This is a genomic window from Lichenihabitans sp. Uapishka_5, from assembly GCF_033947565.1.
Classification (GTDB): domain Bacteria; phylum Pseudomonadota; class Alphaproteobacteria; order Rhizobiales; family Beijerinckiaceae; genus Lichenihabitans.
The window spans coordinates 132,771-159,233 of the sequence record NZ_JARPVX010000003.1 but is presented as its reverse complement, the minus strand read 5'-3'; the positions used below and the strand labels follow the sequence as shown (position 1 = coordinate 159,233).

The 26,463-nt window shown below is 66.8% G+C and carries 22 protein-coding genes; 9 read left to right on the top strand and 13 right to left on the bottom strand.

The annotated features are described in order from the left end of the window. Together P7D22_RS02685 and P7D22_RS02680 are read right to left on the bottom strand one after the other, a co-directional pair. A partial coding sequence (locus tag P7D22_RS02685; RefSeq protein ID WP_319932659.1) for a dihydroxyacetone kinase family protein occupies window positions 1–1,240 on the bottom strand: 1,240 nt, incomplete at its 3' end. Window positions 1,241–1,283: 43 nt separating this feature from the next. Continuing rightward, complete coding sequence (locus P7D22_RS02680; protein ID WP_319932658.1) at window positions 1,284–2,234, bottom strand: sugar phosphate isomerase/epimerase family protein; 951 nt, start codon at window positions 2,232–2,234, stop codon at window positions 1,284–1,286. A gap of 336 nt (window positions 2,235–2,570) precedes the next feature. Here P7D22_RS02680 and P7D22_RS02675 point away from each other — a divergent pair, with 336 nt between their 5' ends. Further along, a complete protein-coding gene (locus P7D22_RS02675; protein WP_319932657.1) occupies window positions 2,571–3,467 on the top strand; it encodes a LysR substrate-binding domain-containing protein in 897 nt (298 codons plus the stop codon). 98 nt (window positions 3,468–3,565) lie between these two features. Here P7D22_RS02675 and P7D22_RS02670 read toward each other — a convergent pair whose 3' ends face one another. Further along, window positions 3,566–4,363 (bottom strand): outer membrane protein, encoded by a 798-nt coding sequence (locus P7D22_RS02670; protein WP_319932656.1) that lies wholly within the window; start codon window positions 4,361–4,363, stop codon window positions 3,566–3,568. 304 nt (window positions 4,364–4,667) lie between these two features. Here P7D22_RS02670 and P7D22_RS02665 point away from each other — a divergent pair, with 304 nt between their 5' ends. Continuing rightward, window positions 4,668–5,666 (top strand): SDR family oxidoreductase, encoded by a 999-nt coding sequence (locus P7D22_RS02665; protein WP_319932655.1) that lies wholly within the window; start codon window positions 4,668–4,670, stop codon window positions 5,664–5,666. 159 nt (window positions 5,667–5,825) lie between these two features. Then, window positions 5,826–6,287, top strand: coding sequence for a DoxX family protein (locus tag P7D22_RS02660; protein ID WP_319932654.1), 462 nt, complete (start codon window positions 5,826–5,828; stop codon window positions 6,285–6,287). A gap of 16 nt (window positions 6,288–6,303) precedes the next feature. On the opposite strand, the gene P7D22_RS02655 is transcribed toward P7D22_RS02660, so the two are convergent. The 5 genes from P7D22_RS02655 to P7D22_RS02635 all read right to left on the bottom strand — a co-directional run bounded on the left by P7D22_RS02655 (window position 6,304) and on the right by P7D22_RS02635 (window position 13,859). Next, window positions 6,304–8,109, bottom strand: coding sequence for an ABC transporter ATP-binding protein (locus P7D22_RS02655; RefSeq protein WP_319932653.1), 1,806 nt, complete (start codon window positions 8,107–8,109; stop codon window positions 6,304–6,306). 9 nt (window positions 8,110–8,118) lie between these two features. Beyond that, on the bottom strand, window positions 8,119–8,952 hold the full coding sequence (locus tag P7D22_RS02650) for an ABC transporter permease (protein ID WP_319932652.1): 834 nt from the start codon (window positions 8,950–8,952) through the stop codon (window positions 8,119–8,121). Window positions 8,953–8,965: 13 nt separating this feature from the next. Next, entirely contained in the window at window positions 8,966–9,913 is a 948-nt protein-coding gene (locus tag P7D22_RS02645) for an ABC transporter permease (protein ID WP_319932651.1), read from the bottom strand. Window positions 9,914–10,022: 109 nt separating this feature from the next. Continuing rightward, window positions 10,023–11,594, bottom strand: a complete 1,572-nt coding sequence (locus tag P7D22_RS02640; protein WP_319932650.1) for an ABC transporter substrate-binding protein — start codon at window positions 11,592–11,594, stop codon at window positions 10,023–10,025. A 546-nt stretch (window positions 11,595–12,140) separates the two neighbouring features. Next, window positions 12,141–13,859 carry a cation:proton antiporter gene (locus P7D22_RS02635; protein ID WP_319932649.1) on the bottom strand — a complete coding sequence of 573 codons (1,719 nt, stop codon included), beginning with the start codon at window positions 13,857–13,859 and terminating at the stop codon, window positions 12,141–12,143. 320 nt (window positions 13,860–14,179) lie between these two features. Here P7D22_RS02635 and P7D22_RS02630 point away from each other — a divergent pair, with 320 nt between their 5' ends. Genes P7D22_RS02630 through P7D22_RS02620 form a run of 3 tightly spaced genes read left to right on the top strand, consistent with a single transcriptional unit; the run spans window position 14,180 to window position 17,417 of the window. Continuing rightward, complete coding sequence (locus P7D22_RS02630; protein ID WP_319932648.1) at window positions 14,180–14,953, top strand: ferredoxin--NADP reductase; 774 nt, start codon at window positions 14,180–14,182, stop codon at window positions 14,951–14,953. A 50-nt stretch (window positions 14,954–15,003) separates the two neighbouring features. After that, window positions 15,004–16,218, top strand: coding sequence for an acyl-CoA dehydrogenase (locus tag P7D22_RS02625; protein WP_319932647.1), 1,215 nt, complete (start codon window positions 15,004–15,006; stop codon window positions 16,216–16,218). An 8-nt stretch (window positions 16,219–16,226) separates the two neighbouring features. Next, complete coding sequence (locus tag P7D22_RS02620) at window positions 16,227–17,417, top strand: CaiB/BaiF CoA transferase family protein (protein ID WP_319932646.1); 1,191 nt, start codon at window positions 16,227–16,229, stop codon at window positions 17,415–17,417. Here the strand turns inward: P7D22_RS02620 and P7D22_RS02615 are convergent. After that, window positions 17,410–17,586: a hypothetical protein gene (locus tag P7D22_RS02615; protein WP_319932645.1), complete on the bottom strand. Its 177-nt coding sequence runs from the start codon at window positions 17,584–17,586 to the stop codon at window positions 17,410–17,412. The genes P7D22_RS02620 and P7D22_RS02615 overlap by 8 nt on opposite strands. Then, a complete protein-coding gene (gene serB / locus P7D22_RS02610; protein ID WP_319932644.1) occupies window positions 17,586–18,512 on the bottom strand; it encodes a phosphoserine phosphatase SerB in 927 nt (308 codons plus the stop codon). The genes P7D22_RS02615 and serB overlap by 1 nt, the downstream gene beginning before the upstream one ends. On the opposite strand from serB, the gene miaA reads away from it, so the two are divergent. Next, window positions 18,511–19,455 (top strand): tRNA (adenosine(37)-N6)-dimethylallyltransferase MiaA, encoded by a 945-nt coding sequence (miaA, locus tag P7D22_RS02605; protein ID WP_319932643.1) that lies wholly within the window; start codon window positions 18,511–18,513, stop codon window positions 19,453–19,455. The genes serB and miaA overlap by 2 nt on opposite strands. Here miaA and P7D22_RS02600 read toward each other — a convergent pair. After that, window positions 19,449–19,649, bottom strand: a complete 201-nt coding sequence (locus P7D22_RS02600) for a hypothetical protein (RefSeq protein ID WP_319932642.1) — start codon at window positions 19,647–19,649, stop codon at window positions 19,449–19,451. The two genes, miaA and P7D22_RS02600, sit on opposite strands and share 7 nt — an antisense overlap. Window positions 19,650–19,787: 138 nt before the next feature. Beyond that, on the bottom strand, window positions 19,788–20,606 hold the full coding sequence (locus tag P7D22_RS02595) for an RMD1 family protein (RefSeq protein ID WP_319932641.1): 819 nt from the start codon (window positions 20,604–20,606) through the stop codon (window positions 19,788–19,790). A 194-nt stretch (window positions 20,607–20,800) separates the two neighbouring features. On the opposite strand from P7D22_RS02595, the gene P7D22_RS02590 reads away from it, so the two are divergent. Then, entirely contained in the window at window positions 20,801–21,769 is a 969-nt protein-coding gene (locus P7D22_RS02590) for a GGDEF domain-containing protein (RefSeq protein ID WP_319932640.1), read from the top strand. A 10-nt stretch (window positions 21,770–21,779) separates the two neighbouring features. Here the strand turns inward: P7D22_RS02590 and putA are convergent, their stop codons facing one another. Beyond that, window positions 21,780–25,622 carry a trifunctional transcriptional regulator/proline dehydrogenase/L-glutamate gamma-semialdehyde dehydrogenase gene (gene putA / locus P7D22_RS02585; protein ID WP_319932639.1) on the bottom strand — a complete coding sequence of 1,281 codons (3,843 nt, stop codon included), beginning with the start codon at window positions 25,620–25,622 and terminating at the stop codon, window positions 21,780–21,782. A gap of 215 nt (window positions 25,623–25,837) precedes the next feature. Between putA and P7D22_RS02580 the strand changes: the two genes are divergently transcribed. Next, window positions 25,838–26,437 carry a helix-hairpin-helix domain-containing protein gene (locus P7D22_RS02580; RefSeq protein ID WP_319932638.1) on the top strand — a complete coding sequence of 200 codons (600 nt, stop codon included), beginning with the start codon at window positions 25,838–25,840 and terminating at the stop codon, window positions 26,435–26,437. The last annotated feature ends 26 nt before the right edge of the window (window positions 26,438–26,463 follow it).

The following is a 26,463-nucleotide window of genomic DNA, read 5'->3' as shown; positions in this document are numbered from 1 at the left end:
CCCGTGGCTCGACGGCTGCGGCCGCAGCCGTCGAGCCACGGGCCATGCCTTGGCCGTGATCCCCGTCGCCGGCCTGCGCGTCGATGCGGCCGAGTTCCTCCTCCGCCCCGCGCAAGGCCGTTGCCAGACGCTCCACCCCGTCCGCGATGCGGCGGCCGGCGGCTTGCGACGCAGATGTGGCTTCAGGCCATCCGACATGCTCGTGCGCCTCTTCAACGAGAGGGGCGGCGCGCTCGGCCGCCGGCAGGTGGCCGATGCGCAGTGCCGCCGTTTCACATGGCGCGGTCCAAAGCGACTCCAAGGCATCGTCGAGCCAGAGCAGCGTCAGCGAACAGCCTTCCATGTCGAGGCTGGTGATGAGCTCGCCGACGAGCGGCGCCACCACGGTGATCCCGGCCGCCTCGATGGCGGCCCGCACCGGCACCCACAGGGCGAAGAGTTCTTCGTATTTGGTGGACCCGAGCCCGTTCAACAGCACGCCGACGCGGCTGCCGGCCTCCGCTGGCGCTTCGGCCAGAACGCGCGACACCAGCAGGGCCGCGATGGCGTCGGCGCTGCCGATCGGCACGTCTTCGATGCCGGGCTCGCCATGAATGCCGAGGCCGAGCGCCATCTGGCCGTCCGGCACGCTGAAGAGCGGCTCGCTGGCGCCCGGCAAGGTGCAGCCGCCGAACGCCACTCCGAAGGAGCGGGTGCGGGCATTGGCCAGCCGCGCCAGCCGTTCCACCGTATCGAGGTCGTCGCCGCGCTCGGCCGCAGCGCCCGCGATCTTGAACACCGGCACATCGCCCGCGACGCCCCGACGCTTGGACTCCTCCGCCGCCGACGCGCTCGCCACATCGTCCGTGACGGCCAGCACGCGGACGTCGATGCCCTCGGCGCGCAGCCGCTCGGCCGCGAAGCCGAAGTTCAGCACGTCCCCGGCATAATTGCCGAAGCCGAGGATCATGCCGCCGCCGTGCTGGGCGCGCTTCGACACCGCATGAATCAACTGGGTCGAAGGCGACGCGAAGACGTCGCCCGCTACCGCGGCATCCGCAAAGCCGCGCCCGACATAGCCTGCAAAGGCCGGATAATGGCCGCTGCCACCCCCCACCACCACCGACACCTTGCCGGGCTTCGTCGCGGTCGAGCGCAGGGCGCCGCCCGGCGTCGCCCGCACGATATCCGCATAAGCGTCGCAATAGCCCTGCAGGGCGACGGCTGCGAAGGTTTCGGGGTCCTGGACGATGTGGGTCATGCTCGATCCGCGCGCGTGGGCAGGGTGGGGGCGGCTTCGGGTGTCAGACGGGCTGCTTCGGCAGGATGCGGCGCAGATAGGCCCGGTTGGTGGCGCTGACGCTGAGGCCGTCGCCGCCGTAATGCTCGCACCCGAAAGCGCCGCGGAACCCGTGCTTGATGGCGAGCGCGGTGGCGGTCCGATAATTGATGAGGCCGGTCTCGAGCGGCACCGGCGACGTGAGGATCAGATCCTTGGCCGGGTCTTCCATGCGGAGGTAGTTCTTGACGTGCCAGTATTTCGTCAACGGTGCGGTGAGTTCGACCATGCGCAGCCAGGGCTCGATCGGCCGGTGCAGCCGGATCAGGTTGCCGAGATCGGGGTTAAGCCCGACGGACGGGTGATCGACCTCCTCGACGAAGCGCACGGCGCCCTCCGCGGTGCCGATATAGGTGTCCTCGTACATTTCGAGCGCAATATCGACGCCGACCTCGGCGGCGTGGCGCCCGAGCTCACGCAGGCCCTGAACGGCCTTGGCCCGCACGGCGGGGTCGTCGGGGTTCTTCACGCCATCGACGGTCCAGAACCACAGCACCTTCTTCTGGGCATCGGTCAGCGGCCCGAAGAGGCCGAAGCAGACCGAGCGGGCCCCAAGCGCGGCCGCAGCGTCGATGACGCGATGGCAATAGCTGAGGTATTCGTCCCCGCGTTCCGGGTCGATGATGCTGCGGCGCGCCGTCGAGACCGCCGGCACCGTCAGCCCCGACTGGCGCAGCACGCCCTTGAACTCGTCCAGGCGGGCGTTCGAAAGGTCGCCGACACGCAGCCAGCAATCGGTGGGATCGAGCTCCGTGAAGCCGGCATCGGTGATGTCGGCCAGGGTGGCGGCCCACGCCTCGGCGGGCTGGTCCTGCACCGACGACCCGTCGGGCAGGATGTTGGTGTATTGGATCATCGCGGCGGCGATGGGCCAGTTGTCGCGGTTAAGCGGCCCGAAATCCCGAAGTGCGGTCATGGCTTAGCCTTCTGTGCTGCGGCGGGGCGGGAAGGGCATGAGGCGGCCGCCAGAGGCGAGGCCACGCGGATGGCCGCATGGACGGCTCGGCCTCGGTCTGGCCTGTCGAACAGGATAACCGTCTTGCGGATCACGCTTTGCCTCTCCCGGTGCGCCGTCATTCGACCGATCCAGAGATCGGCGCCGCGGTGCTTGGCGTGGAAGGTAGGTGGCAAATCGATACGCGTCTAATTCATAGTTGCGCGCGGTCGATACCTTAAACAATATGGGTTGATGGATCGATCCCGACACCTGCCACCCAATTGGGTTTTGCAAACGCGCTTGAAGCTGCGCCACATGCAACTGCTGGTCGCCTTGGGTGAGCAGGGCGCTTTGAACCGGGCCGCAGAAAGCCTGGGGCTGTCGCAGCCCGCAGCCTCGAAGCTGCTGATCGACCTCGAAACGGCGATGAAACAACCGTTGTTCGACCGCGTCGGGCGTGGGCTGGTGCCCAACCTTTATGGCGAGATCCTCATGCGACGGGCCTCGGTCGTGGTGTCCGAGCTCGACGGGGCGCGCGACGAGTTCAACGCCATGCAGGATGGCCGGCATGGCCGCGTCGCGATCGGCTCCATCGATGCCCCCATCGCGTTGCTGCTGGCCGACGTGGTGGCGGCGCTACAGGACAGCCATCCCCGCATCGACATCGAGGTCCGCACCGGATCGAGCGGCCGCCTGCTCGATCAATTGTTCAACGGCCACCTCGACCTGATGGTCGGGCGGCCGCTCGCGCATGTCGATCGCAGCTTGTTCTCGTATCGCGAGATCGATCGGGAATCGCTGGCCCTGGTGGCCCGGGTCGGGCATCCGCTGGCCACGCGTCCGCCTCCGAGCGTCGCGGAACTTCGACGGCAGACCTGGATCCTGCAGGCGCGCGGCTCGACCTTGCGGCAGCGCGTCGATGCGCTGTTCTGGGAGGCCGGCCTCGGGCCGCCCGAGCATATCGTCAACACCGACTCGCTGTTGATGACCCTGGCCTATCTGGCCCGCACCGACGCCATGACGATCATCTCGGAACCCGTCGCGTTGCAGCAGGCCAGTTTCGGCCAGGTGGTCGTCATCCCGACGCGCTTCGACCTGACGCTCAGCGGCTATGGCCTGATCCTGCCGACTCAGAGACCTGTGCCGCCGGCCGTCACCACCGTGGTCAAGGCGCTGCACCAGCATCTCGATGCACGCTCGTCAGCGGCTTAACCCGCCGCTCAATCCCGGAGCCGGACGCGAAAAAGCCACCGCGAACCGCGGTGGCTTTTTCGACCGGCCAGCTTCAGCGCCGAGACGCTAGGGGCGTATCAGTAGCTGGTGAACTTGTAGTTCAGGCCAACCCGGGCGATCGAGGTCGAGCCGTCCGAATGGGCGTTGAAGCTCGTGCCCTGCGTGCCGGCCGAGGTGCCGATCAGCGTGTAGTTCTTGCGACCGAGGTCGGCATAAAGGTATTCTCCCTTCACGCTGATGTTGGGCGTGATGGCATATTCGAGGCCGGCGCCGATGGTCCAGCCGACCCGCACGTCGTCGTTGCCGGAAACCCCATAGGTGGCGGTAGTCAGCCCCTGGGCATTGGTGAAGGTGGCGCCCGTGTAGCGCGAGCCGAAGTCGCCATAGGCGAGACCGCCCGTGACATAGAGCAGCGTCCGGTCGAAGCCCGCATAGCCGAGTCGGCCCCGCAGGGTGCCGAGGAAGCCGTCGCCGTCTTCTCGCCGCGTCGTCAGCGTGGCGCTGTTGAAGTTCGTCGAAGAGGTCGAGGTCGAGCCGCTGCCGCCAAGGTTGATATAGTCGATATCGGTTTCGACGCCGTAGACGAAGGTGCCGTTCTGCCAGTTGTAGCCCGCCTGGCCGCCACCGATGAAGCCGCTATCGGAATCGCTGCTGCTGGTCGCGAGCGGGGCCGAGAAGCCGTTCGGCGACAGGGCACCGGACTTGTTGTCGAAGGCACCGCCGAGGTTGGCGCCGACATAAAAGCCGGTCCAGCTATAGACGGGCGCGGCGTAATAGGGCGCCGGCGGGGCTGAGCGCATCGGCAGGTCGGCCGCCGATGCGGCCGCGACCGTGGCGACCAGGGCCGTCGTGGACAGGACGATACGCTTGAACATGGTACTCCTCCGGAGCCAGGGCTCGGGAACACGGGAAGACCGGACGCTATCGCCCCGGCCGAGATGCCGTCGTCCGCAGGGTGAACCAGCCCCCTCGGGGATTTCGCCTGCGGGACGCTTCCATCCACGCTCGATTCCCTACGTCGCGATGGTTGACGAATGGTTGTGAAGGACCGTCGATATTTTCACGTTCAGGGTTAGCGAAACCTGAAGCGCATCACGGCCTAGGCTGTTGGCCCGAACCAACCCGCCCGCCGTGCATTGCACCCTGCGAGGCGCCCTGCGGCGCCAAAAGGATTGCAACATGGCACAGGTGGCGGTGGTGACGGGCGCGGGGGCCGGCGTCGGCCGGGCTGCGGCGGAAGAATTTGCGCGAGCCGGCTACGATGTCGCCTTGTTGTCCCGCGACCCGCAGCGGCTCGAGCGGGCGGCCAGCGAGTTGCGGAGCCGTTACGGCGTTCGCGCCCTGCCGATCCCGACCGATGTGGCGGATGCCGACGCCGTGGAGAGGGCTGCCGACCTGACGGAAGCCCAGCTCGGGTCGATCGATGTGTGGGTGAACGTCGCCATGGCTACCGTCTTTGCGCCTGTGTCGCGCTTGACGGCCGCCGAGGTGCGGCGCGGCACCGAGGTCACCTACCTCGGCCAGGTGCATGGGATGATGGCGGCACTCCGGCGCATGCGCGAGCGCAATCGCGGCACCATCGTGAATGTCGGCTCCGCCCTGGCCTATCGGTCGGTGCCGCTGCAGGCGATCTATTGCGGCGCCAAGGCGGCCATTCGTGGCTTTACGGATTCGCTGCGCTCTGAGATCATCCACGACGGCCTCGACGTTCACCTCACCACCGTCGACCTGCCGGCCGTCAACACGCCGCAATTCGATTGGGCTCTCAACAAGATGGGCCGTCGATCGAAGCCCGTGCCGCCCATCTACGAGCCCGAGGTGCCGGCGCGCGCCATTTTGTTCGCCGCTACGCATCGGCGCCGCGAAGTGTGGCTCGGCTTTCCGACCGTGAAGGCCATCGTGGCGAACCGGATCGCGCCGGGGCTGATCGACCGGTATCTGGCCCGCTACGGCTATGACAGCCAGATGTCGCAACAGGCGCTGCCGGCCGACGCGCCTTCGAACCTGTTCGAGCCGGTGCCCGGACCTTACGGGGCACACGGCCGGTTCGACGCGGAAGCGAAGAACGGCGACTGGGAAATCTTTACCGACCGGCATCGCGACGCCGCCTTTGCTGGCTTGGCGATCGCGGCGGGTTTATACGGGCTGCATCGCTTGGCCAAACGACTCGGCGTATAAGCCGGCCCGCCATTCCGGAGTCGGGCGCGGGTTGTCGGCCCACACGGGTGCGGCTCAAGCCAGCGGGAACGCCTGACCGAGCTCGCACGGTCGGGCACCCGCCACATCAGGGTCCGACCATGACGGCAGGCCCGACCATCGAGGGAGCATGAGCATCGCATGAGCATTCTGGTCGCCCTCGCGGTCCGCTACCTGCTGGTGGTGTTATTCTTCCCGTTCAGTGCCCTCGACAAGATCCTCAATTTCAAGGGCGCGGTCGGCCAAGCCAGAGAGATGGTTCCGTCACATGCGGTGGCGGTGGCATTGATCTGCATCGGTCTTGGCGTGGAGATCCTGATGCCGATCGGCATCCTGACCGGCACTGCCGACCGGCTCGCGGCCTTTGTGATGGCGGGTTATTGCGGCGTGACGGCCTTGTTGTGGAAGCAATGGTGGAAGCCGGGCGACTTCTGGGCGTCGGGCGACAGCAAGGGTCGCGGCCTGTTCTGGGATTTTCTGAAGAACTTCTCGCTCGCAGGCGGCTTCCTGCTGCTGGCCTTCGGGCTGCATGCGGGCGATGCTTCGGCCTTCCTGCATGATCCCTTGGGCTCGAGCCACCCGTATCGCACCGCCGCCGATTGAGCGGCAGCGCCGGCGGTTAGAGTTCCGACATGCCGCGCACCCGGTCGAGCTGCGCTTCGAGGCCAGCGAGGTCCGGCGCAAGGCCGGGTTTCCCCTGCAGCGTTTGGGCAGCCGCGAGCCACTCGGCGCTGCCCTGTTTTGTCGGGTCGGCCACGATGCGCCGCGCTTCTTCATGCGCCATAGCCTCGTCGGCCGCGATCGACGTGGGCGCGAGGATCTGGCCGGAGCGGCGGGCCAGGATCTCGTCGAGCCAAGTCGTGTGCATCTCGGGCACCGAGGTGATGAGCTTTTCCGTGTAGGGGTGGAAGGGCGGCGCAAAGATTTCCGCCGTCGGGCCTTGGGCGATGAGCTCGCCCTGGAACATCACCGCCGTGCGGTGGGCGATGCGCTTCACCGTGCCGAGGTCGTGCGTGATGAAGACGTAAGCGAGCCCGAGTTCGTCCTGCAGGGTCTTCAGCAGTTTCAGCACGCCTTCGGCCACCAGCGGGTCGAGGGCCGACGTGGGTTCGTCGCAAAGGATCACGTCGGGATTGGCCGCAAGCGCCCGGGCAATGCAGACGCGCTGCTTCTGGCCGCCCGACAACTGCCCGGGGCGACGCTCGGCGAATTCGGTCGGCAGGCCGACGAGCCTCAGCAGTTCCAGCACCCGGGCCCGCACGTCCTTGCGGTTCGAATTGAAGAACAGCGACACCGGCCGGCCGATGATCTGTTCCAGCGTGTGGCGCGGGTTCAACGCCACGTCGGGCATCTGATGCACCATCTGCATCCGGCGCAGCACGTCGTCCGAACGATCCTTCAGGGCAGGCGGCAGAACCGCGCCAGCCAGTTCGATCTCACCCTTCCAGTGCGGCAGCAGCCCGGTGATGATGCGGGCCACCGTGCTCTTGCCGGAACCCGATTCCCCCACGATGGCGAGCGTCTCGCCCTTCGCGAGGTCGAGCGAGATGTTCTTCACGATCGCCCGGTCGCCATAGCCGGCCGTGATGTCGGTCAATCGCAGGACGGGATGCGCGACCTTGTCGGGGGCCGTCAGGGCCAGATGCTCGGCTTCGCGCCGCTCGTTGACGAGCGCACGGGCGTAGTCGGTTTTCGGCTGCTCGAGGATCTGCCGTGTATCGCCGAGTTCGATCATCTTGCCGTGCCGCAGCACCATCACCCGATGGGCGATCTGGGCCACCACCGCGAGGTCGTGCGTGATGTAGAGGCCGGCTGTGCCGAAATCGCGGATCAGGTCGCGCAACAGCGACAGAACCTCGATCTGGGTCGTGACGTCGAGTGCAGTGGTGGGTTCGTCGAGCACGATCACGTCGGGCCGGCAGCTCATCGCCATCGCGGCCATGACACGCTGCAATTGACCCCCCGAGACCTGATGCGGATAGCGGTCGCCGATCGTGTCCGGGTTCGGCAGCTGCAACTTGCGGAACAGCTCTCGTGCGTAGATCTCCGCCTGCGTGCGCGACATGACCTTGTGGATGACCGGCGCCTCGCAGACCTGATCCATCAGGGTCATGGAGGGATTGAACGAGGCGGCAGCGCTTTGGGCGATATAGGCGATGCTCTTGCCGCGACGGTCGCGTCGATAGGAGGCCGTGGAGGCCCGAAGCTCAGTGCCATCCAGCTTGATGTCACCGCCGGTGATCCGCATGCCGGCCCGCGCATAAGCCATTGAGGCGAGGCCGATGGTCGACTTGCCGGCGCCGGACTCGCCGATTAGGCCGAGGATCTCGCCGCGCCGCAGCTTGATGTCGACGTCGTCGACCAGCACGCGGCCTTGGATGGTTTCGACCCTGAGGTGGTCGAGCTCGAGGATGGTGTCCGACATCGCCCTCTCCTACATCTCGGCCTGGGCACCGGACGGCCGCGCATCGACCGACAGGAACCAGTCCACCACGAGGTTGATGCCCACCGTCAGGAGCGCAATGGCGCCTGCGGGGAACAGCGCGGCCGGCAAGCCGAACGAGATGCCACCGACGTTGTCCTTCACCATGCCGCCCCAATCCGCATAGGGCAGGGGCACGCCGAGCCCGAGGAAGCTCAGCGCGGCGATGAACAGGAAGTTGAAGCAGAACCGCAGGCCAAACTCGCTCATCAGGGGCGCGGCGCAATTCGGCAGCACTTCACGGGTGATGACCCACCACAGCCCTTCGCCACGCAGCCGCGCCACTTCGACGAAGTCGAGCGCCACGATGCTGATTCCGAGCGCCCGGGCGAGACGGAACACCCGCGTCGAATCCAGGAACGCAATGGTCAGCACGAGCGAGGTGAGCGACTGGCCTAGAACGTTGAGGATCATCAAGGCCCAGATCAGCAGCGGGATCGACAACACCACATCGACCAGCCGGGAGATCACGATGTCGACCCAGCGCCCGAGCGCCGCCGCGATCAAGCCGCTCGCGATGCCGATCGCGAAGGACAGGATCGTGGTCACGAAGGCGATGCCGATGGTCATGCGGGCGCCGTAGATGAGGCGCGTCAGCATATCGCGACCGATCTGATCGGTGCCGAACCAACTGGCCCCGGAAGACGGGTCCCAGCCACCGCCTACGATCTGGGTTTCGCCATAAGGCGCCAGCCAAGGCCCTGCCACCGCCACGGCGAGGTTCAGCAGGATGATGAGGAGGCCCAGGATGGCGGTGGGCGGCGCCTTATGGCCGAAAAGCGTCATGGTCTGGAGCCTCTCAGCGGGGGTGGCGGAGGCGAGGGTTGAGCAGGATCGCCAGAACATCCGCCAAGGTGTTGAGCGTGATGAACACGGCCGCGAAGACCATGCCGCAGGCCTCGATCACCGGAACGTCGCGCTTGTTCACCGCATCGATCATGTATTGGCCGATGCCGGGATAGGTGAAGACGTTCTCGACCACCACGACGCCCACCACCAGATAGGCGAGGTTCAACGCGATCACCGAAATGATCGGTGCCGCCGCGTTCGGCAAGGCATGCCGCGTCACGACGCGGCCGCGCGTCAGCCCTTTCAGGAAGGCCATTTCCACATAGGGGGTCGACATGGTCGACAAAACCGAGTTGCGCGTCATGCGCAACATGTGGGCGGTGACCAGAAACGTCATGGTGACGGCCGGCAGCGTCACGGTCCACACCCGTTCGCCGAAGGGTGTGTCGGACGATACGGTGGCGAGGGACGGGAACCAGTCGTGGTTGACCGCGAGGTTGAGGATCAGCAGGTAGCCGACGAAGAACTCGGGCGCAGAGATCGCGACCAGCGCCGCGATATTGGCGATCCGGTCCGTCAACCGGCCTTCCCGAACCGCCGCCAGGATGCCGAAACCGACCGCGATCGGCAGCGCCAGCAGGGCCGCATAACTGGCCAAAAACAGCGTGTTCTTGAAGCGCGGCCACAACTCGCCGACGATATCGCGCCGGTTGGTCAAGGCCACGCCGAAGTCGCCGTGCAGCACACCCTTCAGCCAGCCCAGATAACGAAGCACGGCCGGCTGATCGAGGCCGAGCTCGTGCCGGAACACCGCCAGGTTCTCGGGCGTCGCGTTCTGTCCCAGCACCGCGGAGGCGACGTCCCCGGGCAGGATCTGGGTCAGCACGAAGATGACCAGCGAGACGATAAGGAGCGTGAGAAGTCCGAGGCCGATACGGCTCAGAATCAGTCGTAGCACTGAAGACCTTTCCCGAGCGGATGAGAACGCGGATCGCAGGTTGCCGGTCGGCCCCGACAGGCGCCGACCGGAGCGTTGCTGCCCCGCCGGTTGGCGGGGCGGGCCTCGGTCAGGCGAACCAGCACTTTTCGGCGATCTTCTGATCGCACATGTCGTAGCGCGGATGCGGGGCGGTGCCTTGCACCTTCTTGGCGTAGCCGTCGAGGTAGTCCCCGACCGCAAAGCACACCATGCCGCCATCGTCGGCGATCATGTGCTGGGCCTGCGCATAAAGCTCCTTGCGCTTGGCATCGTCGAGCTCGACCCGGGCTGCCGTGACGATCTTGTCGAAGTCGGGTGACCGCCAATGGGTGTCGTTCCAGCTCGCCGACGACATAAAGGTTTGGGAAAGCTGCAGATCGACGGTCGGGCGGCCGCCCCAGTAAACGGCGCAGAAGGGCGCCTTCAGCCAAACGTTGTCCCAATAGCCGTCGCCCGACACGCGCTTCACGTTGATGTCGATGCCGGCCTTCTTCATGGCTTCCTGGTACAGCACGCCCGCATCCGTGGCGCCCGAGAAAGCGCCTTCGGACACCTGGAGGTCGAAGCTCGGGCTTCCGGCCTTCTTCCAGTGGAACTTCGCCTTATCGGGGTCGTAGGCGTGCGGGGGCGTGTTCTGCGCGAAATACTTGTTCGAGGGGGCGATCGTCGTGTCGTTGCCGATCGACGCATAGCCTTTATAGACCGTGTCGACGATCTTCTGCCGGTCGATGCCGAGCTTCAGCGCCATGCGGGCATCGAGGCTCTTGTAAGGGTCGGTGTCGCAGAGCGCCACGAAGGCGAACCGGTTGCCGGTTCCCTTCGTCTGCAGCACGAAGACCTTGGGTGATTTCTGCACGAAGCCCACCGTCTTCGCGTCGAGTCGGTTGGCGGCGTCGATCTGGCCCGAGATCAGGGCTTGGGTGCGGGCCGAGGCATCAGGGATGTATTTGAGTTCGACCGAGTCAAACCAGGCCCTGTCCGGCTTCCAATAGCGGCCGGTGTTCTTGGTCAAGACCCGGACGCCCGGCTCGAAGCTTTCCAGCTGATAGGCGCCGGTGCCGTCGGGCTTCGCCCAATCGGTGAAGCCGTTCGGAACCACCAGCATGTGGTAGTCGGTCAGATTGTAGGGCAGGTCGGCGTTGCCGCTCGACAGCGTGATGGCGATCTGCGTCGGGCTGAGCTTCTTCACCTCGGTGATGGCGCTGAGCAGGTCCTTGGCGGCCGACTTCGTTTCACCCCTGTGCAGGTTGAGCGAATACACGATGTCGTCGGCATCGAGTTTCTTGCCCGAATGGAATTCGATGCCCTTGCGGACGTTGAAGACCCACTCCGTCGCGCCCGGCTTGGTTTCCCAGCTTTCGAGAAGTTCGCCCTTGGCGTTGCCGTCCTGATCGAGCTCCACGAAGCCGTTGAATAGCTGGTATCCGTAGGAGATCGGCACCGAATCCGCATAGGTCCGCGGGTCGAGCGAGTCGGAAGCGCTGCCACCCTCCATGCCGAGCCGAAGCGTGCCGCCCTTCTTGGGCGCCTCTGCGGCTCGCGCCAGAGACCCGAAGGGGCTCGCCGACAGGCCTAACGAGGCGGCGCCGGCCAACAACGTCCGTCGGTCGAGCAGCAGGTTCGAACCGTCACGTGGATCAGATCCGCCGACTTTCATCATTGTCGCAGCTCCTTGGTGTCGCGGGCCCGAGTGGACCTGGCGCGTCGAAAACCATCATGGGTGAACATTGACCTGCAAAGCGCGTGCCGTGTCTCGGAAGCTTCCCGTCCGATCGCCGACACCGGATCGCTAACCGTTTCGGTAGCCCGAACGCGGTCGACCGGCATCGTGAGGGTGAGCGGGAAGGATCGGCTGAGGTTCAAGCGCGCCCTGTGGTGTCGAGGAAGGCACGGACCAATGCCGCGTCGTTCCATGGCCAGGGTCGATCATAAACCGGCCCATGCGTTTTTCGCAACGCAGCTTCTCGTTGACCGCACGTCGGTGATAGTCTCGGGACGACGCCTCGATGGCTTGCAGCGACTTTTCCACCGGGCGCTGGGCGGCGGTCCGGATTTCGGAGGCTCTCGACCGAGCTGTCACCGGAGGCGCACATATAGCTGGTCGCGCGGACCTTGGCTGGCACGCCCAACTACGGAACCACGTTCACGCTTTGAAGACAGGCGCGGCGCGGGTCTCGACCTGTGTCGGACGCCTCGGGCCCGCGCCTCAGGCCAGCACCTCGCGGCGCCCTTCCAGACTCGACGTCAGTACGTCGCGCTTCGAACTCAACAGATCGTCCTCGATGGCCTCGAGGATCTCGCAAAGATGCTTCGCTTCGGTCAGGCGCGACACCGTCACGTAGTCGGCGCCGGCTTCGTAAAGGGCATCGACATCGGACATCAGTTCGGCCGGGGCCAGGATCTTCGCAGTGGGATTGAGGGTTCGCAGCTGCCGCACCAGCCGCTCGTTGGTGACACCCTTCAGCAGGAAGTCCGGCACGGTGCAGATCAACACCTCGGCATTGCGCACGCCGGCGTGAATCAAGGTCTCCGGCTGACTGATATCGCCATAGGCGACCTTGATGCCGCGCTCCGTCAGTCCGCGGTGGACCACCGGGTTGAAGTCGACCACCGCCACGTCGTTCAGAAAGGCCGACTGGCGTGCCTCGAGCTCGGCCACGAGCGAGCTTGCGGTGCGAAAGAAGCCGAGCAGCATGATGCGGGCGCCGTGTCCCGTATGGGCGACCTCCTCAGGGGCCGAGCCGTCGAGGTCGCGCGCGCCCAGGCGCTTCAGCACCGCGATGCTGCCGCGAACGATGGCGTCGCTACGACCCATGGCAAAGGTGCTGAGGGCCGCCAGGGCCACGAAGCTGATCGAGGTGGCGGTCTTGGCGATGCCGCCGACATGGCCGGCCGCAACACCGATCTGCAGCAACACCAGCGAGAATTCGCTGAGCTGCGCGAGATTGATGGCCGGCAGCATGCTGGCCCGCAGGCCTTGTCGCAGCACGTAGAGCGTCGGGATCACCGTGATGGCGCGGCTGGCGATCACAAAGGCCACGATGGCGCCGGCGAAGGCCAGAACGTCGGCGGAGGGAACGGGAATGGTCATCCCGACGCCGACGAAGAACAGGGTGACGAAGAAGTCGCGCAGGCTGGTGACCTTGGCGGCCACGTCGAGCGCATAAGGGAATGTCGACAAGGACACACCCGCCACCAGGGCGCCCATTTCGCGGGACAAGTGTAGTTCCTCGGCGAGTTGCCCATTTGCAAGGCACCAGGCCAGCGCGCCGACTAGCACCAGCTCCGGCAGGCGGGCAATGCGAAAGAACAACACCGGCAGCACGAAGCGGCTGATCAGCAGGGCCGACGCCACCAGCACGCCGACCCGCAGCACCGACACCACGAGCACCTCGGCCCGGAGGTCGTTGAGGCTCGGCTGGATGGCCAGGAAAAGGATGACGAAGAGATCCTGCAGCACCAGGACACCGAGCGTCACGCGGCCCGGCAGGGTGTCCAACTCACGCTTGTCGTACAGCACCTTGACGATGATGACGGTGGAGCTGAGCGCCACCGCAACCCCGAGATACAGGGCATCCCAATGACCGCCGCCGATCGGCAGGCCCATGAAGCGGAAAAACAGGATGCCGAGCACGCAACATCCGGCGATCTGCGCCACGGCCGCCACCACGATGACCCGCCCCGAGCGAATGATCTTCCGCAGATCGATCTCGAGCCCGATCATGAAGAGCAGGAAGATCAGCCCGAGTTCGGAAATGGTGGCGATCGATTCCTGCGAGCTGACGAGCTTCAGCCCCGCCGGCCCGATCGCGAAACCGCCGATCAGGTAGGCCAGAATGACGGGTTGGCCGATGGCCTGCGCCGCCACGGCCAGGACCCAGGCCGTCATGGTGCAGACCGCGATGTCGAAAACCAGATCGTGCATGAACTCTCGAGGCGTACCGGGGCTGGGGACGTCGTCCCTGGGTTCGGTTCAAGGAAAACTTGGCCGGCCGACGTCGCAGTCAAGCTCGTGCTTGGTAAAACTTCTGCTGAGCAGCGCCTCGCACCCTCGAAGAATGCGACGGCAGGTAGCCTGGACGCTTATAGACGCATTCCAATCTCATGTTCGCGGCACAACACTGGGCTGCGATGCAGGCTTTGACGGCTTCTGCCGCTTGACTGTTTCGTCCGAACCTCTTTGACACAGATGCATGACAAGGCCGCGCGCAAGCACGGCAAAACGCCTTTGATCCGGGAGAAACCGTGAGCAACATGCATGAAGAGACGGTGGTCGACGTCCATCATTGGACCGACCGCCTGTTCAGTTTCCGCACCACGCGCGACCCGTCGTTCCGCTTCCGCAACGGCGAGTTCACGATGATCGGCATCAAGGTGAACGGCAAGCCGTTGCTGCGGGCCTATTCGGTGGCGAGCGCCAATTACGAAGAGCAGCTCGAATTCCTGTCGATCAAGGTGCCGGAAGGCCCGCTGACGTCGCAGTTGCAACATCTGAAGGTCGGCGACCCCATCATCGTCAGCAAGAAGGCGACCGGAACGCTGGTCATCGACAACCTGCACAACGGCCGCAACCTGTATCTTCTGTCGACCGGCACCGGATTGGCGCCCTTCCTCAGCGTCATCAAGGACCCGGAAACCTACGATCGGTTCGAGAAGATCGTGCTGGTGCACGGCGTCCGCCACATATCGGAGCTGGCCTTCAAGGATTCGATCGCCGAAGACCTGCCGAAGGACGAGCTGCTGGGCGAGCTCGTCAGCGGGCAGCTGATCTATTATCCGACCGTGACCCGGGAGCCGTTCCGCAACACCGGCCGGATCACGTCGCTGATGGAATCGGGCAAGCTCTACACCGACCTTGGACTGGCGCCGCTCGAAGCCGAACATGACCGCGTGATGATCTGTGGCGGTCCGCACATGCTGGCCGACGTGAAGCAGCACCTGATCGACCGCAGCTTCACCGAAGGCAATCACGGCGAGCCCGGCCAGTTCGTGGTGGAAAAGGCCTTCGTAGACAAGTAAGGCGAGAGGGTCGGCAGCCCGCTCCCGCGGGCCGTTTCTGGAGAGCCGCGATGAGCCCGTTTCCCGCCGCCGCCCCGCATCCGGCCCCGACCCGCTTCGTGTGGGAGGATCCTCTGATGCTCGAGGATCAGCTCACCGAAGACGAACGCATGATCCGCGACGCGGCTCGCGCCTATGCGCAGGAAGAGCTGCAGCCGCGTATCGTCGAGGCTTATGCCAACGAGACGGTCGAACCCGGGCTGTTTCGCGAAATGGGCGCGCGCGGCCTGTTGGGCGTCACCATCCCGGAAATCTACGGCGGCGCCGAAGCGTCCTATGTGGCCTATGGGCTGGTGGCCCGCGAGGTCGAGCGGGTCGATTCCGGCTATCGCTCGATGATGAGCGTGCAGTCGTCGCTCGTCATGTACCCGATCTATGCCTATGGCGATGAAAGCCAGCGCAAAACCTACCTTCCCAAGCTCGCGTCGGGCGAATGGATCGGCTGCTTCGGCCTGACCGAGCCCGATGCCGGCTCCGATCCCGCCGGCATGCGGACCCGGGCCGAGAAGATCTCCGGCGGCTACCGGATCACCGGGGCCAAGATGTGGATCTCCAACGCGCCCATCGCGGATGTCTTCGTGGTCTGGGCCAAGTCGCAGGCCCATGACGACGCCATCCGGGGCTTCGTGCTGCGCAAGGGAACGGCCGGGCTCACGGCCCCGAAGATCGGCGGCAAGCTGAGCCTGCGCGCCTCGGTCACGGGCGAGATCGTCATGGACGGTGTCGAGGTGGGCGAGGACGCGTTGCTGCCCAACGTGTCGGGGCTGAAGGGGCCCTTCGGCTGTCTCAACCGGGCGCGCTATGGCATTTCATGGGGAGCGTTGGGCGCAGCCGAGGATTGCTGGCATCGCGCCCGCGCCTATACGCTCGATCGCAAGCAGTTCGGCCGGCCGCTGGCCCAAACGCAGCTGGTGCAGAAGAAGCTCGCCGACATGCAGACCAGCATCGCGCTCGGACTGCAAGCGTCGCTGCGGGTCGGGCGGCTGTTCGACGAGGGTCGCATGGCCTCCGAGATGATCAGCCTCGTCAAGCGCAACAATTGCGGCGTGGCGCTCGACATCGCCCGCACGGCCCGCGACATGCACGGCGGCAATGGCATCATGGGCGAATACCACGTCATGCGGCACGCCCAGAACCTCGAGACGGTGAATACCTACGAGGGGACGCATGACGTGCATGCGCTGATCCTCGGGCGAGCCCAGACGGGATTGCAGGCGTTTTTCTGAGCGCCGCCGTGACGGCTCCGAAGCCTCTCGCCGGCCTCAAGGTCCTTGAGCTGGCCCGCATCCTGGCCGGGCCCTGGATCGGTCAGGTGCTGGCCGATCTCGGGGCCGACGTGGTCAAAGTGGAGCGGCCCGACCAGGGTGACGATACGCGGAGCTGGGGGCCGCCCTTCGTGGCGGGGCGGGATGGCAACCACCTGTCGGCCGCTTACTTTCATGCGGCCAATCGGGGCAAACGCTCGGTGGCGATGGATTTCGAGACCTCGGAAGGGCGCGAGACCGTGCGCGGCCTCGCCCGACACGCCGATGTCGTGATCGAGAACTTCAAGGTCGGCGGCCTCAGGAAGTATGGCCTCGACCATGCCAGCCTCGCGGCGCTCAACCCGCGGCTGGTGACCTGTTCGGTAACGGGGTTCGGCCAGAACGGGCCTTATGCGGCCCGGGCCGGGTACGACTTCATGATCCAGGGCATGGGCGGCCTGATGGACCTGACGGGCGTCCCCGACGGCGAACCGCAGAAGGTCGGGGTCGCCTTCGCCGACATCTTCACCGGCGTTTACGGCACGATCGGCATTCTGGCTGCGCTGCGGCGCAGGGATGCGACGGGGCAGGGCGGCCACGTCGACATGGCGCTGCTCGACACCCAGGTCGGCGTCCTGGCGAACCAAGCCATGAACTACCTCGTGTCCGGCCGGGCCCCGACCCGCATGGGCAACGCCCATCCGAACATCGTGCCCTATCAGATCTTCCCGGTCAGCGATGGGCATGTGATCGTCGCGGTCGGCAACGACGGCCAGTTCGGCCGCTTCTGCGGCATGTTGGGTCGCCCCGACCTGGCAGCCGACCCGCGGTTCGCCAGCAACCCGCTGCGTGTGGCCAACCGCAGCACGCTGGTGCCGCTGCTGACCGGCCTCACCATCACCCACTCGCGCGATGGACTGCTGGCGGCGCTCGAGCGCGAAGGCGTGCCGTGCGGACCGATCAACAGCGTGGCCGACGTATTCGCCGATCCGCAGGTTGTGGCACGCGGCCTTCGGGTCGACCTGCCAGCCCCGGAGGCGGAAGCCGGCACCATCCCAGGCGTGGCGTCGCCGATCGTCCTCGACGGCATCCGCATGGTGGCGCCGACGCCATCGCCCCGGCTCGGTGCCGACACGACGGCCGTGCTGGCCGATCCTGCCTGGACGGGTCCGCTTACCTGAAGCCGCCGTTGGTGGTGCCGACGTAGCCGCCGCTGAACCCGTAATTGCTGCTCGACGGCCGGACCACCGCATTGTCGAGCGCAGGGCGCTCCCCATTGGGGCCGGCACAGCCTGCGAGCCACAGGCTGGCCGTGACGGCCAGCATGGCAGTGACAAAACGAACGCGCATCAGCATATGTCCGCTCGAGCCTCGACGAAGCTGTCGCGCCGGTAGCCTTGCGCGAAGAGCAGCGACGTGAGGTCGGTTCTGTCGAGGCGGGCCGCCGCCGCGGCTGCGACCGCCGGTTTGGCCCGGAACGCCACGCCGAGCCCGGCCGCGCCGATCATCGCGAGGTCGTTGGCGCCGTCGCCCACCGCCATCGTGTCGTGCGCCGCGAGACGGAGGCGGTCGCGCAACTCGATCAAGGTGGCGAGCTTGGCGGCTTGTCCGAGGATCGGCTCGCCGACGTGGCCCGTCAGCCGTCCGTCGTCGGCCAAGAGCGCGTTGCCGCGGTTCTCGTCGAAGCCGAGGCGAGCCGCGATCGGCCCGGTGAACAGGGTGAAGCCGCCCGACACGAGGCATGCGTAGGTGCCATGGGCTCGCATGGTGCGCAGCAGCGTGGCGCCGCCCGGCGTCAGCGTCAGGCGCGACGCGATAATCTCATCGACGATGCCGACCGGCAGGCCCGCCAACAGGCCGACGCGCTCGCGCAATGCCGGCTCGAAGGCGAGTTCGCCCCGCATGGCCCGCTCGGTGATGGCTGCGACCTGGGGCTTCAGTCCGGCGTAATCGGCCAGTTCGTCGATGCACTCCTGGCCGATCATGGTGGAATCCATGTCGGCCAGGAACAAGCGCTTGCGACGCCCCGCCCGGGGTTGCAGCACGGCATCGAAACGCCCACCCGCATCAACCCACGCCGCCAGTGTGGCCCTCAATTCCGGCAGGCGCTCCGGCTCCGCCGCGAACGGCACGTCGACGGCGCGATCGGGGTCGATCCACACCGGAGTTCCGGCGGCCGGCAGCAGGTCGGCCACTTGCGCGATCGCATGGGCCAGTTCCCCATCGGGCGCGGGCGCGATAAGGGTCGCCACGAAGGGCTCGATACGGGACGACATGGGCGGCGATACGATTCCGGCAAAACGAGCCATCCTCATCGCAGGCCCGACCGCCAGCGGCAAGTCGGCCCTGGCGGTCGCGGTGGCGGAGCGCCTCGGCGGCACCGTTGTGAATGCGGACGCGATGCAGGTCTACCGCGACCTTCGCATCCTGACAGCGCGGCCTTCGGAGGCCGAGATGGCGCAGGTGCCGCATCGGTTGTTCGGTCATGTCGATGCGGCCGAGGCTTATTCGGTCGGCCGCTGGCTCGCCGATGTGGCTCTGCTTCTCGAAGAGGTGGAACAAAAGGGCAGGGTACCGGTGCTGGTCGGCGGCACCGGGCTGTACCTGAAGGCGCTCACGCGCGGCCTGTCCCCCATGCCGGCCGTGCCACCCGATCTGCGCGATCGCCTGCGCCTGGACGCTGAAACGACGCCGCCGGCAGCGTTGCACGCGCGGCTCGCGGCCTGCGACCCGGGCATGGCGGCGCGCCTCAGGCCAACGGACCCGCAACGCATCCTGCGGGCGCTGGAGGTGTTCGAGGCGACCGGGCGTTCGCTGCTGAGCTTTCAGGCCATCAGCGAACCGCCGTTGCTGCCCGCAACCTACGTCACTGGGATCTTCCTGGCGCCAACCCGGGTGGCGTCCAACGCCGCCATCGATCGGCGCTTCGATGCCATGATGGCCGCGGGGGCGCTCGACGAAGTTGCGGCTTTGTCAGCTCGCCGGCTCGATCCCTCGCTGCCGGCGATGCGGGCGCTCGGCGTGCCCCACCTCATCTTGGCCCACGAGGCGGCGATGGGTCTGCGCGAAGCCGTTGAGGCCGCCAAGCTGGCCACCCGCCAATATGCGAAGCGGCAATCCACCTTCGTCCGCCACCAACTGCCGGATCTGGATTGGGTGCCGCCAGAAGCAGGGTTCGACGCGGTGATGTCCCGCTGGATGCGGGGCGTCGCTCAATAAGCCGAAAGGCGACGCCGGCTGGAGATCATGCCCTCACGGTCTGCCTGGGCCATCACGGCGATCAGCCGCGGATAAGCGGCAAGCGGGGCCTGCCAACGGGCGCGGCCCGTAGCCCTGCTGCCCACCAGGCTCATCTGCCGGCTGGCGGAGGTGAGCGCCAAGGACAGGCACTGATTAACAACGCTGCTCAACATATCGAGACCTCCGTTGGGATGAAAATTAACCGATTTGGAGCGCATTGTTGCCATCGATCTGAAGAAATGGTTACCGCGGCTCAGTAACGTATCGGATTGACACAGGTTTCCTGTTGGTTGGCCGGATTTGCTGGGTGATCAGTGGTGGAACAGCGTCATCTGGATCACCGTCAGGGCGATCTCGAAGACGATCAGCACCACGATGGTGGCCTCGAGCCGCGTCGCGCGATCGGCCTCGATCACATCCGTCAGGGCATGGGCGGTCTCGACGATGACGTCGAGCTTGCGCTTAAGCGTGCGGGTGCGCTCCTGCAATTCGTATTCGTCCTCGACCCGGGCATAAAGCCGTTCGAGGTCGGGGCGGTCCCACAACACGTCGGGTTTCTCTTCCACGGCGACCCGGCCGGCCACGCGGTGCTGCACCAGCAGGGCCTGGCCAATCAGCATCAGCATGGTGCGGCGTGTGCCCGGCGGCCGCCCGGTGCGGCTCAACCCGGCCGCGAAGGGCTCGATGACATCGAGCACGCCATTCACCTCCCGCTCGTCGCGCCCGAGCGAGACACTTTTGGCGAGGCCGTCGGCCACCACCAGCAACCGTTGCGGCGACAGGTCCCGCATGCCGATCGGGCCGCCGGGCGAGATGCGGTCGTCGCCGTCGGCAGACACCTCCAGGACGGCGGTTTCATCATCGACGCGATCGCGCTCGCCCGACACCCGGGCCTTGATCTGTCGGATGAAATCGTCTTCCTCGACGGGTGACAGGCCGACCAGCACCGCCACGCCGAACCTGTACAACGCCACGAAGCCCGAAGTGCCGACATGAAAGGCAAGAGGCGTCGAGGAGATCGTATCGGGGCGCTCGAGCCCATGGGCGTCGAGGCGGGCGCCGAGCGCCAGCGCACGCGCCGTCACCCGCATCGGGGTTTGTCGAGCAGGAACGGGCGGCGTGTCGGACATGCGGTGGCTTGATCGTGTTGGTTTTTCAGGAAACGTGGTGCGAGGCTTGGGTCACCCTGGCCCCAGGGTCAACCGTCGGCGTCGGGCCCGGACGATAAAGCGGGATTTGCATCGCATTTGAACGATCGTTTGCAGGCCCCTGAAGGAGGTTATGGGGCTTCTGGGGCGACCTTCTTCGACCCGAGAGAACGAGCATGCAGACCCGCATCGTGAGTTCGGAATTCACGCGCCTGTCCAGGCTCTACCGGTGCGGCGTGCTGGACACCCCGTCCGATCCGGCCTTCGATGGCGTGCTGGCCGATCTCGCCCAGGCCTGCGAGGCACCGATTGCCCAATTGGTGTTTGCGGATGCGCGCCGCTTCTGGGCCAAGGCCGGCGTCGGCGCGATCGACCCCGAAAGCCCGCGTGAGCGCGGCCTGCTGGAGCGCATGGTGACGGGCGGACCCGCCTTCATGCATGACGACGGCCAAAGCCCGCCCGAGGACCAGGATTCTGCGCTGCCGGGCGTGCCACCGGTGCGCAGCTTTGCCGGCCTGCGGATCGTCAGCCCAGAGGACGAGGTGCTGGGCGTCCTTTATGTGGCGGATCGGGTTCCTCGGTCGTTCGCGGCCGCGGCGGAGCGGCTCGCCGCGGCCGCGCTCGCCATCGAGGCGCTTCTGACGCAAGGCCGTCGTGCCCGGCAGGACGGGAGCACCGGCGCGCTCGACCATGACGCCTTTCTGGATCAATCGCGTCGCTTGATGGCGGTGAGCCGCCCTGGCCGGCAGTGGGTCAGCCTTGTCACGCTCGACCTCGCACCATTGCGGGCCGCCCTCGAGGAGCGGAGCCGTGGGCTCGGCAGCCTCGCGCTCCGCCAGATGGCCGACCTCGGCCGCACCCAGGTGCGCCAGCGCGATTGTTTCGGCCGCACCGGCGCGGACAGCTTTGCGATACTGCTCACCGACACAGCCGAAGCCGGTGCCCGGGTGCTGTCCGATCGCCTGGCCCGTCGCCTCGAGCAGGGGTGGGGTCAGGCGGGTTTGGGCCTGTCGGGCCTGACCCTGGGGCTGGCCTCCGCCAAGCCCACCGGCATCCCCGGTGAACTCGACATACTGTTGAGCCGCGCCGCCGCGGACGCCCGTGTGGTGTCGGCCGCGCCGCCGGCTGTGCCGCGCGTGGCCTGAGGCCACGGCTTCAGCCGATGGTCATCAGGCTGGCGTTGCCCCCAGCCGCCGCCGTGTTGGTGCTGATCACGACCTCTTCGAGCAACCGCTCCAGCGGAAAGGCTTCGCGCCCCGCCAGCAGGCCGTCGCCCTGGACGCCATAAACCGGCACGACGGCGCCATCACGCGCCGCCATCTCCCCGTTGGTGGCCAGCAGGGCGTCACCGTCCCCCTCGAACAGGACGGCCGCGATGTCGTCCGCGTCGTCCTCGATCAACGAGGCCCGCAACGCGGGCGGCAGGGTGGACAGTTGGTCCAGCAATCCCTGCGGCGCCTCGATCTTGATGGTGTTGCCCGTCACGAGGCAGGACGCCAGGGCGGCCGCGAGACCGGCCTCGGAGCGGACGCGCGCCAAAATCAGGCCGCTCGGCTTCGTCCCATACAGGTTCACCTCGCCGACCGGGCCAGGCAGGCTGACGCGCTCGAGCCTGTGGGACGCTGCCCCGATCGTCTCGACCATGCGAGCCTCGGCGATCTGGCCGCGCTTCTGGAGCCAATGGGCATAGGAGCCCACCGCGCCCCCAACCGGGGTGCTGGCAACCGGCCCCGTTTCCGCCGGTGCAACCTGGACAAGGCGCTTCACATAAAGCGGGCCACCTGCCTTGGGGCCCGTCCCCGACAGGCCGTTGCCGCCGAACGGCTGCACGCCCACCACGGCGCCGACGATGTTGCGGTTGATGTAGATATTGCCGGCCCCGACCCGGGCCGTCACATGGGCGATGGTCTCATCAAGCCGGGTGTGAAGCCCGAAGGTCAGGCCGAAGCCCGTGGCCCGGATGGCATCCAGCACGCCGTCGAGGTCCTGCCGGCGATAGCGCACCACATGCAGCACCGGGCCGAAGACTTCGCGGGTGAGGTCGGCCACGTGATCGAGCTCGATCAGCGTCGGCGCCACGAAGGTGCCGGCCCCGCAAGCATCCGGCAGCGTGGCGGCATGCACCGGCCAACCCTTGGCCCGTGCGGCTTCGATATGGGCCAGGATGCCGTCGCGCGCGTCCGCCGAGATGACCGGCCCGACATCGGTCGCCAATCGATCCGGATTGCCGGTCGCGAGCTCCGCCATGGCGCCCTTCAACATCGCCAGGGTGCGGTCCGCGATATCCTCCTGCAGGCACAACAACCGCAGCGCCGAACAACGTTGCCCGGCGGAGTCAAAGGCCGAGGACAGCACGTCGGCCACCACCTGTTCGGCCAGCGCGGACGAATCCACCACCATGGCGTTGAGGCCGCCGGTTTCGGCCACGAAGGGGATGGTGTGGCCGTCGGGGCTGAGCCGGGTGGCGAGCCCGCGCTGGATCAGGCGTGCCACATCGGTCGAGCCGGTGAACAACACGCCGCGGCAGCGTCGGTCGGCCACGAGGCTCGCCCCGACAGCGCCGGCGCCAGGCAGCAACTGGATGGCGGCCGGCGGCACGCCCGCCTCGCGCAGCATCTCGACCGCCCGTGCGGCCACCAGCGGCGTTTCCTCGGCCGGCTTCGCCAACACGGGATTGCCGGCCGCAAGGGCAGCCGCCACCTGGCCGGTGAAGATCGCCAGTGGAAAATTCCACGGGCTGATGCAGACCACCGGGCCAAGCGGGCGCTCATGAGCGTTGGCAAAATCCCGCTCGGCCTGGCCGGCGTAATAGCGGAGGAAATCCACGGCCTCGCGCACCTCCGCGATGGCATTGGCGAAGGATTTGCCGGCCTCGCGCACCAGCAGGCCGATCAGGGCCGGCATGCGGCCTTCCATGATGTCGGCCGCCCGGCGCAGGCAGGCGGCCCGCGCCCCCACCGGGGTGGCGTGCCAGATGCCGGCCGCGCCTTCGGCCGCCGCAAAAGCGCGGTCGGCCTCCTCGGCTGTTGCCTCGATCACCACGCCGACGATGTCGAAGCGGTCAGCCGGATTGCGAACCGGCTCGGCCGGGCGGTCGGGGGCAGGGTCGTGACCCAGCAGGGGCGCGGCCTGCCACGGCGATGCGGTTCCTGCCATCAGCGTTCCGGCGAGGGCCGCCAGGCGCTGCTCGTTCGACAGGTCGAGCCCCGCCGCATTCGGCCGCTCGGCGCCGAACAGGTCGCGTGGCGCGGCGATCTTCGGATGCGGGGCGCCAACCACCTCCATGGCTTCCGCCACCCCGACCGGGTCGGCCACGAGGTCGTCGATCGACACCGACGGGTCGGCGATGCGATTGACGAAGGAGGTGTTGGCGCCGTTCTCCAGCAGGCGGCGCACCAGATAAGCTAAGAGCGTTTCGTGGGTGCCGACGGGTGCGTAGATGCGGCAGGGGCGGTTCAGCTTCTCGCGGCCCACCACCTCGTCGTAAAGCGGTTCGCCCATGCCGTGCAGGCACTGGAACTCGTATTGGCCGAGGTAGAAGTTCTCGCCCGCCGCAGCGTGAATGGCCGCCAGCGTCTGGGCGTTGTGGGTGGCGAATTGCGGGAACACGGCATCCGGCGCCTTCAGCAGCTTGCGGGCGCAGGCCAGATACGACAGGTCCGTGTAGAGCTTCCGCGTGTAGACTGGGAAGCCTTCGAGCCCGTCCACCTGGGCGCGCTTGATCTCGCTGTCCCAATAGGCGCCCTTCACCAGCCGGATCATCAGCCGGTGGCTCGAGCGGCGCGCCAGATCGACGATGAAGTCGAGCACGAAGGGCGCGCGCTTTTGATAGGCCTGCACCACGAAACCGATGCCGTTCCAGCCGCTTAGCTCGGGCGCGAAACACAGGGCCTCCAACAGGTCGAGCGACAGTTCCAGCCGGTCGGCCTCCTCGGCGTCGATGTTGAGGCCGATGTCGTAGCGGCGCGCCAGAACAGCGAGGCCGAGTACGCGCGGCAGCAGCTCGGTCATTACCCGGTCGCGCTGAGCCCGGGAATAGCGCGGGTGCAGTGCCGACAGCTTGATCGAGATGCCGGGCCCCTCATAGATGCCGCGCCCGTGCGAGGCGGCCCCGATGGCGTGGATGGCCTGCTCGTAATCGCGGCAATAGCGGTCGGCGTCGGCGGCCGTCGTGGCGGCCTCGCCCAGCATGTCATAGGAATACCGGAAGCCGCGCCCTTCATGCTTGCGGCTGTTGGCCAGCGCTTCGCCGATGGTCTGGCCGGTGACGAATTGCTCGCCCATCATCCGCATGGCGAGATCGGTGCCGCGCCGGATCAGCGGCTCGCCGCCCTTGCCGATCAGCCGCGTCAAAGCCGTGCCGAGGCCCGCCTCGCTGGCGGTCGCGGTGAGCTTGCCGGTGACCACGAGGCCCCAGGTTGCGGCATTGACGAAGACCGACGGGCTTTGGCCAACGTGGCTGGTCCAGTCGCCGAGCGCGATCTTGTCGCGGATCAGCGCATCGCGCGTGGTGCGGTCGGGAATGCGCAGCAGCGCCTCGGCCAGGCACATCAGCGCCACGCCTTCCTGACTCGAAAGCGAATATTCCTGCAGCAGGCCTTCGACGCCGCCGCGCCTCGTCTTCGCCCGCAGGTCGGCCACCAGCTTGCGGGCCGTCCCATCGGCCTTGCTGGCGAGCCCCGGAGGCAGGCGCGCTTCGGCACACAACAACGGCACGGATTCCGGCTCGGGCGTGCGATAAGCGGCCGTGATCTTGGCCCTGAGGACGCTCTGCGGCTGCAGGTCCTGCACGAAGTCCAGGAAGGGTCGGGATCGATGGGTGGCACCGTTCCCGCCGGTTGGGTTGCGCCCCGTCGTGCCGTCCTCCCAGGCCTCGACGGTCGACACGATCGACTGTTTGATCAAGCCGTGTGGGGTGAGACCGGCGGTCTGCGCGGCAGATTTGAGACGCGCCCTGAGGTCGTCGTCGACCTTGACCCCGATCGTCGTGCTCGCCATCGCCACCCTCACTCGCTCGTGTAGGCGCAACCCGTTAGCAGAAAACGTCGCAACCCGCAATTTGCCGAAAACGCCGGGGCGCTCGAAGGCGCTCGCCCGATTCGGGTGGCTCTCGGTTGACCGAACCATCCACACTTGTTTAATTTTCTGCCCACATCCGGGCACAGTTCCTGTGCAGAAGCGCCTCTCAGAGGGCGTAGCGAGGGAGCAGTATAGTGACGGCACGACTGGCGATCGGCTCGGTCTCGACCCTGGCGCTCGGGGCGCTCCTGTTCGGATCGGCGTCCTATTGGATGCATCGCGGCACCGCCCAAGCGACGCCCTGGGGCGCCATCTCAACCCCAGTGGTCGGCACCTCCGGCGAGGCTTCGAGCCAGGACGACAAGGCCAAGCTGCTGCGGCTTGCTGCGCTGAAATCGGGTGCCGAGGCCGCACCCGCTTCGGCTCCGGCGCCCGCAGCCAGCGAGCCTGTGGCGCCCGTTCAGCCCATGGCGCTTGTCGATCCTGCGCCGGCCGCGATCGTGCCCGAGCCGGCACCGGCTGCCGTGGACCCAACTCCCGCCAAGGCCGCGAGTGACCAGCAGGTCGCGCTCGTGGAAGACGCGACCCCAGCGCCCGACGGCGCGGCGAAATCGGGGCTGATCAACATTAACACGGCATCGGCCAGCGTGCTGGATCACCTGCCCGGGGCAGGGCGGATCGGCCATACGATCGTCAGCCATCGGCCCTATCGGTCGGTGAAGGACCTCATCAACAAGCGCGTTCTGCGCTTGAGCGATTTTCAGAAGATCCAGTCGCGCGTCAGCGTCGACTAGGCGGGCAGCCTCGTCCGGCTGCCAAT